The sequence below is a fragment of the Ruegeria sp. AN11 genome (genome assembly GCF_056536005.1).
On sequence record NZ_JBQFJD010000001.1, the window covers coordinates 352,065 to 366,433 of the forward strand.

Genomic DNA, 14,369 nt, shown 5'->3' on the forward strand with positions numbered 1-14,369 from the left:
GGCGGTCCAAGCGGACCGGCAGGTCTAATGTTGCCAGGGACCGGGGCCGGAAATGACCATATTGCAAAAAATCGACCGAGACGCCGAGCGCTGGCTGCTACTGGTGTTCTACGTGATGCTTGTCATCACCATGGCGATCGAGGTGTTGCGGCGGGAAGTGTTCGCCTTTTCCTCGATCTGGGGCGAAGAGATCGTCCGCTATTCCTTCATATATCTCGCCTGGATCGGCGCGGCGGCGGCCGTCAAGGAACGCGCCCATATCCGCATCGACGTGATCATGCATTACCTGGGGCCACGCCCTAAGGCGGCTTTGTACATCTTCGGCGATTTGGTGATGTTCGTGGTGGCCGTTATCGCGCTCTACTGGTCGTATGAGGCGGTTCATGTCTCGGCCAAGTTCGGTTCGGTCACGGACGGGTTGCGGGTCTCCAAGGTCTGGTTCCTAATGGCTGTGCCGACCGGATTTGCGCTGATGATATGGCGGCTGATCCAATCCCTTTTGCGCGACCTGAAATCCCTTCGCGACGGCACGCCCGTCTTCGAAGGCGACAAGCTGTTTGACTGAGGAGAACTCGAATGCTCTGGAACTCCCTCAATCAGACTGTTGAGCTTGGATGGGATTTTTACCTGCCGGTGATCCTGTTCGTGGGCCTGATCGCTTTGGCGGTGCCGGTCTGGGCCGCCATTGGCACCGCGGCGATTGTCATGCTGATTATGTCGGGCGACCTGCCGCTGAGCGCCATCGGTGAAAGCCTGTTCACCGGTATCGACGCATTTGCACTGACAGCTGTGCCGCTGTTCATCCTGACCGGCGATGTGCTTGTGCGAACCGGCCTCAGTAAGAAATTTCTGGATGTGGCCGAGGCGCTGACCTGCTGGACGCGCGGCGGTTTCGGATCAGCGACCGTTCTGGTCTGCGGGATGTTTGCGGCGATCTCGGGCTCGGACGCGGCGGGTGCCGCTGCCGTGGGGCGGATGACAATCGCGCGGCTTGTCGAAAGCGGTTACCCCCGACCCTATGCCTGCGCCCTGGTGGCGGCTGGCGCCTGTACCGGCATCCTTATCCCACCTTCAATCGCGTATATCATTATCGGCCTCGTGCTGGGCATCTCAGCGTCAACACTGTTTCTGGCGGCGCTTATCCCGGGTCTTGCGATCCTGGTGTCGATCCTGATCACCAACATCATCATGAACCGCCTTTATACCTATGAGACCGGCGGCAATATGGGGCTGAGCGAGTGGATGGGCAATCTGGGTCAATCGTTGAAATCCGGCTGGTATGCCTTCATCGTGCCGGGAATCATTTTCTACGGCATCTTTTCGGGCCGACTGACGCCGACCGAAGCCGGTGCAACGGCGGTGGTCGTAACCATCGTGATGGGTTTCATACTGGGCACCCTGAAGCTGTCGGACTTTCCGGCGATGCTTGTCAGCTCTGCCAAAGTGAACGGGGTGATCCTGCCGATCATCGCATTTTCAGCCCCGCTGGCCGAGGCGCTGGCAATCATGGGCGTGCCGCAGGGCTTTGTCACGGCCGTAACCGGGCTGACCGATGATCCGGCCATGCTGATCCTGTTGATGATCTGCATCCTGATCGCAGCGGGCTGCGTTATGGAGACGACGCCCAACATCGTGATCCTGGCGCCAATCCTGAAACCCCTGGCCGACAACATCGGCATGAACGAGATCCAGTTCTGCATCATGATGATCACCGCGCTGGGCGTTGGCTTCATCACACCGCCCCTGGGGCTGAACCTCTTTGTTGTCTCCGGCATTACCGGCGAGTCGATCCTGAAAATCGCAGCCCGTGCCGTTCCCTTTGTTCTGACAATGCTGATCGTCGTGCTGCTGATCGCCTATTTCCCGCCGATCTCGACCACTTTGCTTCCTGATATCTACAAGTAGGACCCCCTGGAAATGACCCGTGAATATCTGAAAAAGGCCACCCTGACTCCCAAGTCGGACGCGTCTGAAACTCATAAGATCGTGCAGGGCATCCTCGACGACATTGAGACTGGAGGCGATGCCAAGGCTCTGGAATATGCCGCAAAGTTTGACCAGTACGAGGGCAACGTGCTGCTGACGCCGGAAGAGATCGAAGCGGCTTGTGCACTGGTCCCGGAGAAACTGAAGGCCGATATTCGGTTTTCCCATGACAATGTTCGTCGCTTTGCCCAGCTGCAAAAAGGCACCGTGCATGACGTGGAAATGGAAATCTCGCCCGGTTTCGTGACCGGGCAAAAGGCGATCCCGGTGGATGCGGCCGGATGCTACGTGCCGGGCGGGCGCTACAGCCATATTGCAAGCGCCATCATGACTGTGACCACCGCCAAGGTGGCAGGGTGCAAGCATATCACCGCCTGTTCGCCGCCGCGCCCCGGCGTCGGTGTGGCCCCGGCCATCATTTATGCCGCCCACATCTGCGGCGCGGATAAAATCATGGCAATGGGTGGTGTTCAGGGGGTTGCGGCAATGACATTCGGTCTGTTTGGCTTGCCCAAGGCAAACATCCTGGTAGGCCCCGGAAATCAGTTTGTTGCCGAGGCGAAGCGTATTCTGTTTGGCCGCGTTGGCATCGACATGATCGCAGGCCCGACAGACAGCCTGATCCTGGCTGACGGCACAGCGGACGCCCACATCGTCGCCACCGATCTGGTGAGCCAGGCAGAGCATGGCTACAACTCTCCGGTCTGGCTGGTTACCGACAACCGCGCCCTGGCGGAAGACGTGATGCGGCTGGTGCCGGATTACATCAACGACCTGCCCGAGGTGAACCGCGAGAACGCCGCAGCGGCCTGGCGTGACTATGCCGAGGTGATCCTTTGTGCGGATCGCGAGGACATGGCCGCCTGTTCCGACGAATACGCGCCCGAGCACCTGACCGTGCAGGCAGAGGATCTGGATTGGTGGCTTGAGCGGCTGACATGCTACGGCTCATTGTTCCTGGGTGAAGAGACTACAGTTTCCTACGGCGACAAGGCCGCAGGGACCAACCATGTGCTGCCGACTTCGCGCGCGGCAAGCTACACTGGCGGGCTGTCGGTTCACAAATACATGAAGATCGTCACATGGCAGCGCGCAACCCGCGAGGGTTCGAAACCAGTGGCCGAGGCCACCGCGCGGATTGCCCGGCTGGAAGGGATGGAGGGGCACGCGCGTGCCGCCGACGTCCGGTTGGCCAAGTACTTCCCGGACGAAGTCTTTGATCTGACCGCAAATGGCTGACCCGCGAGCCCTGTTCGATCTGACAGGCCGAACTGCCTGCGTAACCGGTGCCAGTTCCGGTTTGGGACGGCAAGCGGCAGTGACGCTCGCTGCCGCCGGAGCGCAGGTTGTGGCGGTCGCACGGCGTGCCGAGGCATTGGAAGGTCTGTGTGCGGAAATCGGGACTGGCGCTGCCCATGTGGTGGCGGATGTGGCGGACCGCAGCGGGCTGAAGGCGCTGGCAGAAGCGATTTCGGCCCCCTTCGGAATGCCGGATATTCTGGTGCATGCGGCCGGGATCAATACACGGCAGCCAGCGGACGAAGTGACGATTGCGGATTGGGACCAGACGCTGGCTTTGAACCTTTCAGCGCCGTTCTTTATCAGCCAGGCATTTGTGCCTGCGATGAAGGAACGGGGGTGGGGGCGGATCGTCAATTTCGCGTCGCTCCAGACCTTTCGGGCTTTTCCCGGGGGCATCGCATACGGAGCCAGCAAGGGCGGGGTCGGTCAGATGACCCGCGCCATGGCTGAAGCCTGGTCGCCCCACGGCATCACCGCCAACGCGATCGGGCCCGGGTTCTTCCCGACCGAGCTGACACAGGCCGTGTTCAGCGACAAGGCGCGCGCTGCGGGCAATGCGGCGCAAACCTGTATCGGCCGCAATGGCCGGCTTGAGGATATCGACGGACCGCTGTTGTTTCTGTGTTCCGAAGCGTCGGGTTATGTCACCGGGCAAGTCCTGATGGTTGACGGAGGGTTCACGGCAAAATGAAAGCGCTTGTCTATGAAGGGGTTGAGAAGCTTGGCTTTCGCGATGTGCCGATGGCTGCGGCCCAGGCAGGCGAACACCTGATCCGCATCCATGCCTCGGGCATCTGCGGGTCCGACATGCATGCCTATATGGGTCATGACGCCCGGCGTCCTGCGCCGCTCATATTGGGGCACGAGGCGGCTGGAGTAACCGTCGGCGGGCCGCGTGATGGTCAACGGGTAGCGATCAATCCGTTGGTCACCTGTGAAGAGTGTGCCGCCTGTGTGTCCGGGTGCGAAAACCTCTGCGCCCGCCGCGAGATCATTTCAATGCCCCCGCGCGAGGGTGCCTTTGCGCAGTTCGTGGCAATCCCCGAGCGCAATCTGGTAACGGTGCCGGATGACGTGCCGCTGGAAAAGGCGGCGCTGAGTGAACCGCTGGCCGTAAGCTGGCATGCCGCCCGACTTGCGCTCGAAGCGCTGAATCCACAGATGGAGCGTCGGGCGCTTGTCATCGGCGGCGGAGCGATCGGGCTGGCGGCTGCCTTGGCGTTTCGCGCCATGGGTGTGGATGATGTAACGATACAGGAACCCAACGCCGCCCGCCGTGCCTTTCTGATAGAGCGCTGCGGCCAACAGACAATCGACGCGTTTCAGGGCATGGTGCCGCTGGTGGTGGATGCGGTGGGATATGCTGCCACCCGTGCCGCAGCCTCGGCGATTGCAATGCCGGGCGGAGTAATTGCGCATGTTGGTCTGGGTGAGGATACAGGCGGTCTGGATATCCGCCGCATGACCTTGCAGGAAATCACATTCATCGGCACTTATACCTATACCGCGCAGGATTTCCGTGACACCGCACAGGCAATTTTTGAAGGTCGCCTGGGCCCGCTCGACTGGCCCGAACTGCGCCCGTTGTCTGACGGCGCTGCCGCTTTTCACGACCTGCGGTCCGGCTTGGTGGCCGCACCCAAGATTATCCTCGACCCGTGGGCCTGAACGCCTGCGATAAAACGGAGAGAACCCATGTATGACAAAGTCCTGGTTCCCATGGCCCTGGATCACGGAGTTTCCGGCACCACCCTCAGGGCCGCCACGACATTATGCAATCGGGGTGGGCAGATCATCGCTCTGCACGTCTACGAAGCGCCGCATGGCTCAGTCGGCACTTATTTGGACGAAGACGTCGTGCGCGAAGGGTTTGAAACGGCCCGCCGCCAGTTGGCCCAGAAAACGTCAGACCATGACAACGTAACAGCCGAGATCGTGAAGGGCCGTTCGTATCGCGGCATCGTCGAATACGCGGAAAAACACGGCGTGGACTGCATTGTCGTTGGTTCTCACAAGCCCGGCCTCAGCGACTATTTTCTGGGCACAACGGCAGCCCGTGTTGTTCGCCATGCTCCGTGCGCGGTGCATGTCTGCCGCACCGCCTGAACTCCGATACTGACACATCCAACCGCGCGTTATGCGCCACAGACAGGACTGATATCCCGGATATGGACATAGACAAAAAGATAACAGACGACCTGGTTGCGAACGATGTTTCGTTCGTAACCACCGTCCCTTGCAAGCAATTGGCGGGCGTGATCGAAGAAATCGACCAGCGCGACGGCATCTATCACATACCTTCGAACAAGGAAGACGAAGGCATGGGCCTGTGCGCCGGGGCATGGATGGGCGGCAAGCGCCCTGCGATTATCATGCAGAACACCGCCATCGGCGTTACGATCAACACGTTGGCCACACTGATCCAGTACTACCGGATGCCACTGCCCATGCTGATCTCGTATCGCGGTGAGTTGCGCGAACCCATCGCCTGTCAGGTCGAGATGGCGGTGCACACCAAGGCACTGTTGGCCCAGCTCAATATTCCGACCTATCATTTCCACCATCAGTCGGATGTCGAGGAACTGGACGCGATCCTGAAATATACCTTCATGTGCAACAAGCCGGTCGCCATCCTGACCGACGCCAACTTCTGGGGAGGCTACGGCGACCAATGATCCGTTCTGAAATCTTGAAGGAAATCGCTCCGATCCTGCGTAATCAGCTGGTTGTCTGCAATATCGGCATTCCCAGCCAGGAACTGCACGCCATCGACGATCAGCCGACCAACTTCTACATGCTGGGCACCATGGGACTGGCCTCGAGCATCGGTCTGGGGCTCGCCCTGTCGCAGCCGAAGCCGGTGATCGTCATCGATGGTGACGGCTCGATCTTGACCAATCTTGGTACTTTGCCCACCATCGCCAACAACGTGGCCGACAACTATATCCTGCTGATCGTGGACAATGGCTCATACGGGTCGACCGGGGATCAGCCGACCTATGCCGGGCAGAAAACGTCCCTGACGAAAATGGCCGAGGCCGCCGGCTGCGAGCGGGTGATCGAATGTGCCGCCCAGGACACGGGCCGTGTGCTGCAAGAGGCACTGGATGCCAAACAGATGACCATCATCGTCAGCAAATGCGAAAGCGGAAATGCCAAGATGCCGCCGATCACCATGGACCCGGTCGTCATCCGCGACCGCTTCATGAAGGCCGTACAGGCCTGATGGCCGCAGGCACCATCCATAGCGCCGAAGACGCCCGCCGTCTGGCTCGGCGGCGTCTGCCGTGGATGGTGTTCGATTATATCGACGGCTCCGCCGGGGCCGAAACCGGCGCGGCGCGCAACCGTGCCGCATTGGACGCCATAACCTTGCGACCCCGTATCCTGCGCGATGTCAGTCAACGGTCGATGGCGTCTCGGGTCTTTGATGTCGAGGCAGACAGGCCCTTCGGTATCGCCCCCATGGGGATGTGCAACCTTGCCGCCCCGGGCGCTGATTTGATGCTTGCGAGGCTTGCGGCGCGCTACAGCGTGCCACATGTCGTATCGACCGTGGCCTCGACGCCGATGGAAGAGATCATTACCGAGGCCGAAGGTAATGCCTGGTTTCAGTTGTATTTCAGCGGAGACGGGACGGGATCTTTCAAACTGGCCGAGCGTGCGAAACAGGCCGGGTATGACGTCCTTGTCCTGACCGTCGATGTCCCCGAGGTCGGCCGTCGCCCGCGCGAATTGCGCCATGGGTTCAAGATGCCGTTCCGCATTGGCCCGCGCCAGTTCATCGACTTCGCGCTGCACCCGTACTGGTCATTGAACACCCTTCTGAAGGGCAAGCCTGTGATGGCCAATTTCGAGATGGAAGGCTATGACTTCGATCGCACCGAAAGCCGGGCGCGTGCCACATGGGACACTTTGGTGCAATTGCGCGAGCTTTGGCCTGGAAAACTTGTCGTCAAGGGCGTGCTGGACGTCGAAGATGCCCGCAGCCTGATGTCGGCAGGCGTGGATGCCATCCAGGTTTCAAGCCATGGCGCGCGTCAGCTGGATTCCGCGCCTGCGCCGATTGACATGCTTGCAAGGATCCGTGCCGATCTTGGGCCAGACTTTCCCGTGTTCTACGACAGCGGCGTCCGGTCAGGCGAAGATGTTCTCAAGGCATTGTCGGTCGGGGCGGATTTCGTATTTATCGGAAGGATCCTGCAGTATGCCATTGCGGCCGCGGGTGAATCCGGTCTGGAGCAATTGTGGGACGCGCTTAGCGAAGAACTGAGCATTGCCATGGCGCAGACCGGGAAGACCTCTCTGACCGGACCCTGACTGCGAGCACTGCGCGCCTAAAACACCCGACAATCCGGCCGAAATAGCGGTCGCTTACGGCTTGACCTATTTTGCGGAGCTGCGACGCTTGGGGGAGGCCGTTGAGTTCGGCTCGGGCCGGCGCTGCACCACCTCTTTTGCGGAACTGCGGGACAGAAGGGACTTCATATCGTGCCCCACACGGAGTGGTTTGATCAGCGCCTTGACAAGATCTCGGGTTCAATTAATTTTATCAACTAAAATAAAAACGGGGATTTGCGTCGAATGTACCTTGGGTTGGATTTGGGAACATCTGGTCTCAGAGGGATTTTGGTAGATGAAAACGGCTTGGTCGTAAGCAGCGCCGAGGTCAGTGTTTCAACTTCGACGCCGAAGCCTGGATGGTCCGAACAGAACCCATCAGATTGGATCGATGCGTGCGAAGAAGTTGTCAGGCAAATCCGCGTCAGCAACGAAAGTGCCTTCGCAAAACTGCTGGGTATCGGTCTTAGCGGACATATGCACGGTGCCACCCTTCTGGATAAAGCCGGCAATGTTTTGCGACCATGTATTCTTTGGAACGACACACGGTCCGCTGATGAAGCGAGGATGTTGGATCAGACACCGCAGATGCGCGCCATATCAGGGAATATCGTGTTCCCGGGGTTCACAGCGCCAAAATTGGAATGGGTGCGCTCACATGAGCCGGAGGTATTCGCAAAGACCGCTAAAGTTCTGCTGCCAAAAGACTATTTGCGATTCTGGCTGACGGGCGAATATGTCTCGGATGTGTCAGACAGTGCGGGGACCTCCTGGTTGGATGTTGGCGCTCGGCAATGGTCGGAAACCGCGCTGGCCGCTGGCCACATGCGCACGGACCAAATGCCTCGATTGGTTGAAGGCAGTGAGCCCGGTGGAGAGTTGAAAGCCGAGTTGCGGCAGGAGTGGGGGCTTTCCGGGCGTGTTGTCGTAGCCGGAGGAGCCGGGGACAACGCCGCAGCTGCCTGTGGTATTGGCAGCATTCGGGACGGGGCAGGCTTTGTCTCACTGGGAACCTCCGGCGTTTTGCTTGTTGCCAGGGATACCTATGCGCCTGCACCTGAAACTGCTGTGCACTGCTTTTGCCATGCTATCCCGGACAAGTGGATACAAATGGGGGTTATCCTGTCGGCCACAAACAGCATGAACTGGCTGTCACGGAACCTCGGCAAACCAGTGGAAGAACTGGTTGCGACGTTGCCTGACGGGGTGACTGGCCCTTCGTCGGTTACGTTCCTTCCCTTCCTGTCCGGCGAACGAACCCCGCACAACGACAGCAAGATCCGGGGCGCATTTCTGGGCGTGGACGTGGCATCCGAACCTGTCGATCTGACCCGGGCGGTGATGGAGGGTGTTGCATTTGCGATGAGAGATTGCCTTGAAGCCCTGAAAAGTACGGGGACAGAACCAAACAGCCTGATGGCCGTAGGAGGGGGAGCGCGGTCGAGGTTTTGGTTGGAAACACTCGCCACCGTTTTGCAGGTGCCGCTGGACGTGCCCAAAGGCAGTGAGTTCGGAGCGGCCATGGGAGCCGCGCGCCTTGCCATCTGTGCTGCGAACAACGCCGAACCGGCAGATGTCATGACGCCGCCGGACATCGAGGAAACTATCGAACCGCGTAGTGATCTGATCGACCTTTATGAAAGCGAATACGGGCGATACCGGCAATTCTACAAGGCGCTCGCGCCGTTGGCGGCAAGATGACGCTGGACACGGACAAGCTCTCTCGGGTCGAAACAGCTGTGTTGACGGATGGGGAAATGCGGGCCTCGGTCCTGAATTACGGCGCAATCACGCAAGAGTGGTTGTACAAGGACAGGCCGCTCATTCTGGGGTTCAATGACCTGTCCGCGTACTTCAAAGATACAAGTTATACGGGTGCAATTGTCGGACGCGTCGCAAACCGGATTGGCGGTGCGCGCTTTGATCTGGAAGGCACTGGTTTTGAACTGAGCGCCAATGAAGGTGAAAACACCCTTCATGGTGGAGAGAGGGGACTTTCCAGTCAATTCTGGGATCTCAAGAAGATGGCGCCAAACGAGGTCTTGCTGAGCTATCTTTCACGCGACGGGGAAAGCGGCTTTCCGGGGGAGGTTAGGTTCGAAGTCCGGATCTCGCTGCAGTTTCCGCGATTGATTTATTCGTTCACGGCGCATCCGGACCGGCCCACGCCCATTAGCTTGACGCAACACAACTACTACACCTTGGGAAGCTCAGACGGGGTCGACGCGCACAAGTTGAAACTTGCTTCAAACCAGTATCTGGAAATCGACCATCAAGGAATTCCTTCCGGTCGGGTCTGTTCGACCGCGGAAAACGAGTTGGACTTTCAAGAGTCAAAATCGATCGGAAGTATTTCTGCAGGGATCGATCACTACTTTTGCTTCGACCACACCCGTGATCCAAAGGCTCCGGTAGCGGTATTTTCGGCACCTTCTGGTCTTGCTTTGACAGTCTATTCTGACCAGCCTGGGGCGCAGGTTTATTCAAGGGCGAAGATGGCAAAACCGTTTCGTGGTTCGTCTGGTCTCTGTATTGAGCCATCGGGATACCCCAACGCCCCAAATATCCCGTCGTTTCCGTCGATTATCTGTACACCTGAGAACCCGTACCGTCAGGTGCTTGCCTTAGAGATCTCTGAGGGTTGGCATGAGGGCTAAGTCGCTAATCACAGTTTTCAGCCTGTCCATGTGGGGCGCCGGTGGCATAAGTGCTCAAGAGCTTGGGCCGAGGCCGGAGTTCCTTGAGCCTGATTTCGACAGCGTCGAGTTGGGACGGTTTCTGTTCTACGACCCGATCTTGTCGGGCAACAAGAACATCAGTTGCGCGACCTGTCATCATCCCAGGCTGGGTACGTCAGATGGTCTTTCCCTTGGCATCGGGGAAGGGGGAATAGGGCTGGGTACGGATCGCACGCTGGATCCCCTGAACACGCCCGAACAACGAATTCCGCGAAACTCGCCAGGTCTTTGGAACCTCGGAGCCATTGAGTTCACGACGTTCTTTCATGACGGGCGGCTTGAGACGGACCCAAGCCAAGTCAATGGCATCAGGACGCCGCTGGGAACGCACATGAGGCCCGGCTTCCAGTCGGCTCTGGCGGCACAAGCCATGTTCCCGGTTTTGTCGGCGGACGAAATGGCAGGTCATTATTCCGAGAATGACGTCAGCAAAGCGGTGCGACTTGGTTTTTTGACACAACCAGGCGGCGCATGGGATCTGATTGCAGCCCGTGTCGCGGCTGTTCCGGAGTACCGGCAAAGGTTCGATGAGATCACGCCGGGCAAAGAGATCACATTCACGGATATTGCCAACGCAGTCGCGGATTTCATCGCATTTGAGTGGCGCGCGGATAACAGCCCGTTCGACCGCGCGATGAGAGGTGAAGGTGAGTTGTCGGAAAAGGCCACATTCGGCATGAGCCTGTTTTACGGCAAGGCTGAGTGCAGCAGTTGCCACTCGGGCTGGTTCCAGACGGATCATCAGTTTCATTCAATCGCGATGCCCCAAATCGGCCCCGGAAAAGCGGCGCGGTTTGAGAGCCACACGCGGGACGACGGGCGTCTCCGCGTGACTGGTCGCGTTGAGGATACATTCGCTTTTCGAACGCCCTCACTGCGTAACGTGACACTGACTGCTCCGTATGGACATAACGGAGCTTTTGCCCGTCTTGAGGACATGGTGCGCCACCATCTGGATCCGGTGACGTCCTTGAAAAACTACTCGATTGAAATGGCCCGGTTGCCAGACTTCCCGGGTTCCGAAGATCAAAATCCAATGCTGGACCAGCAAAATGTGGATGCGATTGCCGAAAGTAACGGCTTGCCGAAAATCACCCTGACAGATCAAGAGATTGAGGCGCTGCTGAGCTTTCTGGCAAGCCTTGAACATCCGGCGGAGCGGCTCGGAGTGCCCAATCAGGTCCCCAGCGGTCTGCCCATTGACAAGTGACTAACGCTGAATTCGGAAGATCTGGTTGGCGGGGGGTTCCAGCCACTCGCTTGTCTTTCCATCCGGCCAGATCACACGAACCTGCACGCGGTCCTCATTCCCCAGGCCAAAATGATGGAACCCGGCTATGCCCCCGGCATGACCGCCGCCAACTGTTATTTCGCGGGTCTGAACACCTTGCGAAGTTCTGAGTTCGACAAACCCTCCTATCGCTGCTCGATTAGATTGGTCCTGGGCAAGATCAATCAACAGCCAATTGCCACCCTGCGAGATGTTCTGGCTGACTTCGAGTGCCGAACCACGGTTCACGACCACCAGATCCAATCTTCCATCGTTGTTCAAATCTGCCATGGCCGCACCGCGAGACTTTGCCATCGACGCCACCCCGGCATCGACTGAGGCTTCGACGAACTGACCTTCCGGGGTTTGCATGAGCAGGTTGTTGGGATCGTTCAGGGCGGCGTCGGGCATTTGCTCGACATTGCCTTTCGCAACGAAGATGTCGTCCTTACCATCGTTGTTGACGTCGCCAAATTGAGCGTGCCAGCCGGTCGACGGTCTTCCGTCACCGCCACTATGCGGTCTGTGGGCTGTTGTTCCCTTTTCGTAGGTCGCATCGCGCCAAGTCGGGCCGTTGGCGCTTGGGTCGAAAACCTGAAGCTTCTGATCGCCCATGGACGTCAGATAAACCTCCGGAAAGCCGTCCCCGGTAAGATCCCTTGATGCGATCCCCATTCCCCAGATCGAATAGGGTAACCAGCCTTCGTTAGAGCCATACAATCGCGGTTCGGCTTCCATGGCCCACAATTGCTCTTGTCCACCCCTGACGTAGTAATGGCGGTCATTGCTGACGCGAAGGTCCGCGCGTCCGGTCCGGGCCCAGTCGGAAAACATAATTGAAAGCGAACAGTGACCGGGTTCAAGGTGCAGCGGCTGCTGGTAGCCGCTGCCATGGGGGCGGTAGAGGAGGGTAGGTCCGCAAGTTTCAAAAGGGCCGTCGGGATCGAACCGATCAACATAAGCCCCGAATGCCAGCGTCGGCAAGGACTGCCCATCTTCCCAAGTGGCTGAAAAACCTGTGGTCCAGTGGTCTTCCGACAAGAAGCCAAGGTTATCAAAAGGGCCGAACCGACAATTTGGGCGGCCTTTGAGAAGAAGGTCCGGACCAACACGCAAAACCGCCAGATCCATCAAACCGTCGCTGTCGATATCCAGCGGATACGCGCCGGTTACGCCGGTCAGAGACAATTCATCGGGCGTCTCGACCTTAAAAGAAATCGTGCCCTGCGAGGTGTTGTGGAACAGTTGCGACCGGTTCGATCCGCCGGCCACGAACAGTTCGGGTAAAGAATCTCCGTTGCAATCGAACACGGCGACACCGCCGCCGACAAAATGCTCCCAGCCGCCATCGTAAATATGTTCAGGCACCTCGATGCCAACGAACTCGGGGGCGTTCGGCCCGGCATTTGCTGTGGTGACAAGAACCACAAGGGCAGCAAACTCAGGACGCATTCGCCGAGAGTTCCTTGACCTTTAGGATCGAAATCTGTTCGATCCCGTATGCTGCGGCGCCTTTGGCCCACATCAAATCGCCCCAATGGTGAACTTTGATATCCGGCAAGGGCGCATCGACTTTAACGACGCCGCTTCGGATGCGGGTCATAACCTCGCTTGAACACAGATGCTCAAAGCTTTTTTGCGTGCCCGAGACGATAATGCATTCTGGGTCAAAAAGGTTGATCAGATTGGAAACCCCAAGTCCAAACATCTGACCAGCACGGGCCAACACGGAAGACGCTCTTTCATCTCCAGAGTCGGCCAGATCATGAATGTCGGAAACAGCCTTCATTTCATTGGAATGGCCTGTGACCGTCATTTCACGGATCAGTGCATAATCTCCGACATAGGCTTCCAGACATCCGCGTTGACCGCATTGGCACAATGCGCCGTCAAGCTGTACCTTGGTGTGCCCAAACTCAGCTCCGCAGCCGCGCTCTCCTCGATATAGCTTTCCGTCCAGAACAATACCCAGACCGACCCCATGTTCGATCGTGACAACAAGGAAGTTGCTCAGCCCCTTACCAAGTCCGAACAACTGTTCAGCCTTTGCAACAAGGTTCGCGTCGTTATCCACGAAAGCAGGGCAGGACAGTTCTTTGGACAGCAGGCGATTGAAATCGATGTTTCTTTCGGCAATCGAAGATGACCAGTGCACGAAGTTTCCTCTGGCATCAACAAGACCAGCCACCCCGATTGAGACGCCAGCAAGGTCGCCGACAGAGGCATCAATCTTTCCGCAGGTCTCCTCGAGTGCCTCGCGGATCGCCAGCACAAAATCCGTCGACGACATTCTGGCGGATTCCAGCGCATACTTGTGTGAAGCCACCTCATTGCCTTGGAAGTCGACCAGAATGACCGAGATCACCTGACGCGCGACCTTGAGCCCTGCCACAAGGTAAGACTGACCGTCCAATTGCAGCAAAACCCTTGGTCTGCCTCTTTTCCCGGATTTCAGCTGCGCTTCGCTTTGGGTTTCTTTGATCAATCCGGCCGAGATGAGATCTGCCGTCGCCGCCGTTACCGTAGCAGGGCTGGTTTGCAAGGCCGAAGCGATATCGATCCGCGAGACGGATCCTTTTGTTCTGATGTGCTCCAACACCCGTAGCCGGGTTGCATTTCTTTGTTCCAAAGAAACCGGAGAGGCTTTGCTTTTCAGCATCTTGTCCTCGCGAATCTCACCGTTGGCTCAACTTATTTGAATTTCAGTTCGTCTAATAGAGTAAATATTTTAC

Annotated in this window: 14 protein-coding genes; 12 read left to right on the forward strand and 2 right to left on the reverse strand. The window is 58.2% G+C overall.

Annotation, left to right across the window (positions count from 1 at the left end):
* The first annotated feature begins 52 nt into the window (after window positions 1-52).
* The 12 genes from ACR3EQ_RS01745 (at window position 53) to ACR3EQ_RS01800 (ending at window position 11,577) form a co-directional block, all read left to right on the forward strand.
* Window positions 53-565: a TRAP transporter small permease gene (locus tag ACR3EQ_RS01745; RefSeq protein WP_170614591.1), complete on the forward strand. Its 513-nt coding sequence runs from the start codon at window positions 53-55 to the stop codon at window positions 563-565.
* 11 nt (window positions 566-576) lie between these two features.
* The gene (locus ACR3EQ_RS01750) at window positions 577-1,905 is read left to right on the forward strand and encodes a TRAP transporter large permease (RefSeq protein ID WP_170614592.1); all 1,329 of its coding nucleotides are present in this window, start codon (window positions 577-579) and stop codon (window positions 1,903-1,905) included.
* Window positions 1,906-1,917: 12 nt separating this feature from the next.
* Window positions 1,918-3,225, forward strand: coding sequence for a histidinol dehydrogenase (gene hisD / locus ACR3EQ_RS01755; RefSeq protein WP_170614593.1), 1,308 nt, complete (start codon window positions 1,918-1,920; stop codon window positions 3,223-3,225).
* Window positions 3,218-3,979 carry an SDR family oxidoreductase gene (locus ACR3EQ_RS01760; RefSeq protein ID WP_170614594.1) on the forward strand — a complete coding sequence of 254 codons (762 nt, stop codon included), beginning with the start codon at window positions 3,218-3,220 and terminating at the stop codon, window positions 3,977-3,979. Before hisD ends, ACR3EQ_RS01760 begins: the two co-directional genes overlap by 8 nt.
* Complete coding sequence (locus tag ACR3EQ_RS01765) at window positions 3,976-4,956, forward strand: alcohol dehydrogenase catalytic domain-containing protein (protein ID WP_170614595.1); 981 nt, start codon at window positions 3,976-3,978, stop codon at window positions 4,954-4,956. The genes ACR3EQ_RS01760 and ACR3EQ_RS01765 overlap by 4 nt, the downstream gene beginning before the upstream one ends.
* 27 nt (window positions 4,957-4,983) lie before the next feature.
* Window positions 4,984-5,394: a universal stress protein gene (locus ACR3EQ_RS01770; protein ID WP_170619671.1), complete on the forward strand. Its 411-nt coding sequence runs from the start codon at window positions 4,984-4,986 to the stop codon at window positions 5,392-5,394.
* A gap of 62 nt (window positions 5,395-5,456) precedes the next feature.
* The gene (gene comD, locus ACR3EQ_RS01775) at window positions 5,457-5,963 is read left to right on the forward strand and encodes a sulfopyruvate decarboxylase subunit alpha (protein WP_170614597.1); all 507 of its coding nucleotides are present in this window, start codon (window positions 5,457-5,459) and stop codon (window positions 5,961-5,963) included.
* A complete protein-coding gene (gene comE / locus ACR3EQ_RS01780; protein ID WP_170614598.1) occupies window positions 5,960-6,514 on the forward strand; it encodes a sulfopyruvate decarboxylase subunit beta in 555 nt (184 codons plus the stop codon). Before comD ends, comE begins: the two co-directional genes overlap by 4 nt.
* On the forward strand, window positions 6,514-7,608 hold the full coding sequence (locus ACR3EQ_RS01785) for an alpha-hydroxy acid oxidase (protein WP_170614599.1): 1,095 nt from the start codon (window positions 6,514-6,516) through the stop codon (window positions 7,606-7,608). Before comE ends, ACR3EQ_RS01785 begins: the two co-directional genes overlap by 1 nt.
* A gap of 264 nt (window positions 7,609-7,872) precedes the next feature.
* Complete coding sequence (gene xylB / locus ACR3EQ_RS01790; protein WP_480489634.1) at window positions 7,873-9,330, forward strand: xylulokinase; 1,458 nt, start codon at window positions 7,873-7,875, stop codon at window positions 9,328-9,330.
* Window positions 9,327-10,286: an aldose epimerase family protein gene (locus ACR3EQ_RS01795; RefSeq protein ID WP_170614601.1), complete on the forward strand. Its 960-nt coding sequence runs from the start codon at window positions 9,327-9,329 to the stop codon at window positions 10,284-10,286. Before xylB ends, ACR3EQ_RS01795 begins: the two co-directional genes overlap by 4 nt.
* Window positions 10,276-11,577 carry a cytochrome c peroxidase gene (locus ACR3EQ_RS01800; protein ID WP_170614602.1) on the forward strand — a complete coding sequence of 434 codons (1,302 nt, stop codon included), beginning with the start codon at window positions 10,276-10,278 and terminating at the stop codon, window positions 11,575-11,577. Before ACR3EQ_RS01795 ends, ACR3EQ_RS01800 begins: the two co-directional genes overlap by 11 nt.
* Here ACR3EQ_RS01800 and ACR3EQ_RS01805 read toward each other — a convergent pair whose 3' ends face one another.
* Both ACR3EQ_RS01805 and ACR3EQ_RS01810 read right to left on the reverse strand, forming a co-directional pair.
* Window positions 11,578-13,089, reverse strand: a complete 1,512-nt coding sequence (locus ACR3EQ_RS01805; protein WP_170816022.1) for a CRTAC1 family protein — start codon at window positions 13,087-13,089, stop codon at window positions 11,578-11,580.
* Window positions 13,079-14,296, reverse strand: a complete 1,218-nt coding sequence (locus ACR3EQ_RS01810; RefSeq protein WP_170614604.1) for an ROK family transcriptional regulator — start codon at window positions 14,294-14,296, stop codon at window positions 13,079-13,081. Before ACR3EQ_RS01810 ends, ACR3EQ_RS01805 begins: the two co-directional genes overlap by 11 nt.
* Between the last annotated feature and the right edge of the window lie 73 nt (window positions 14,297-14,369).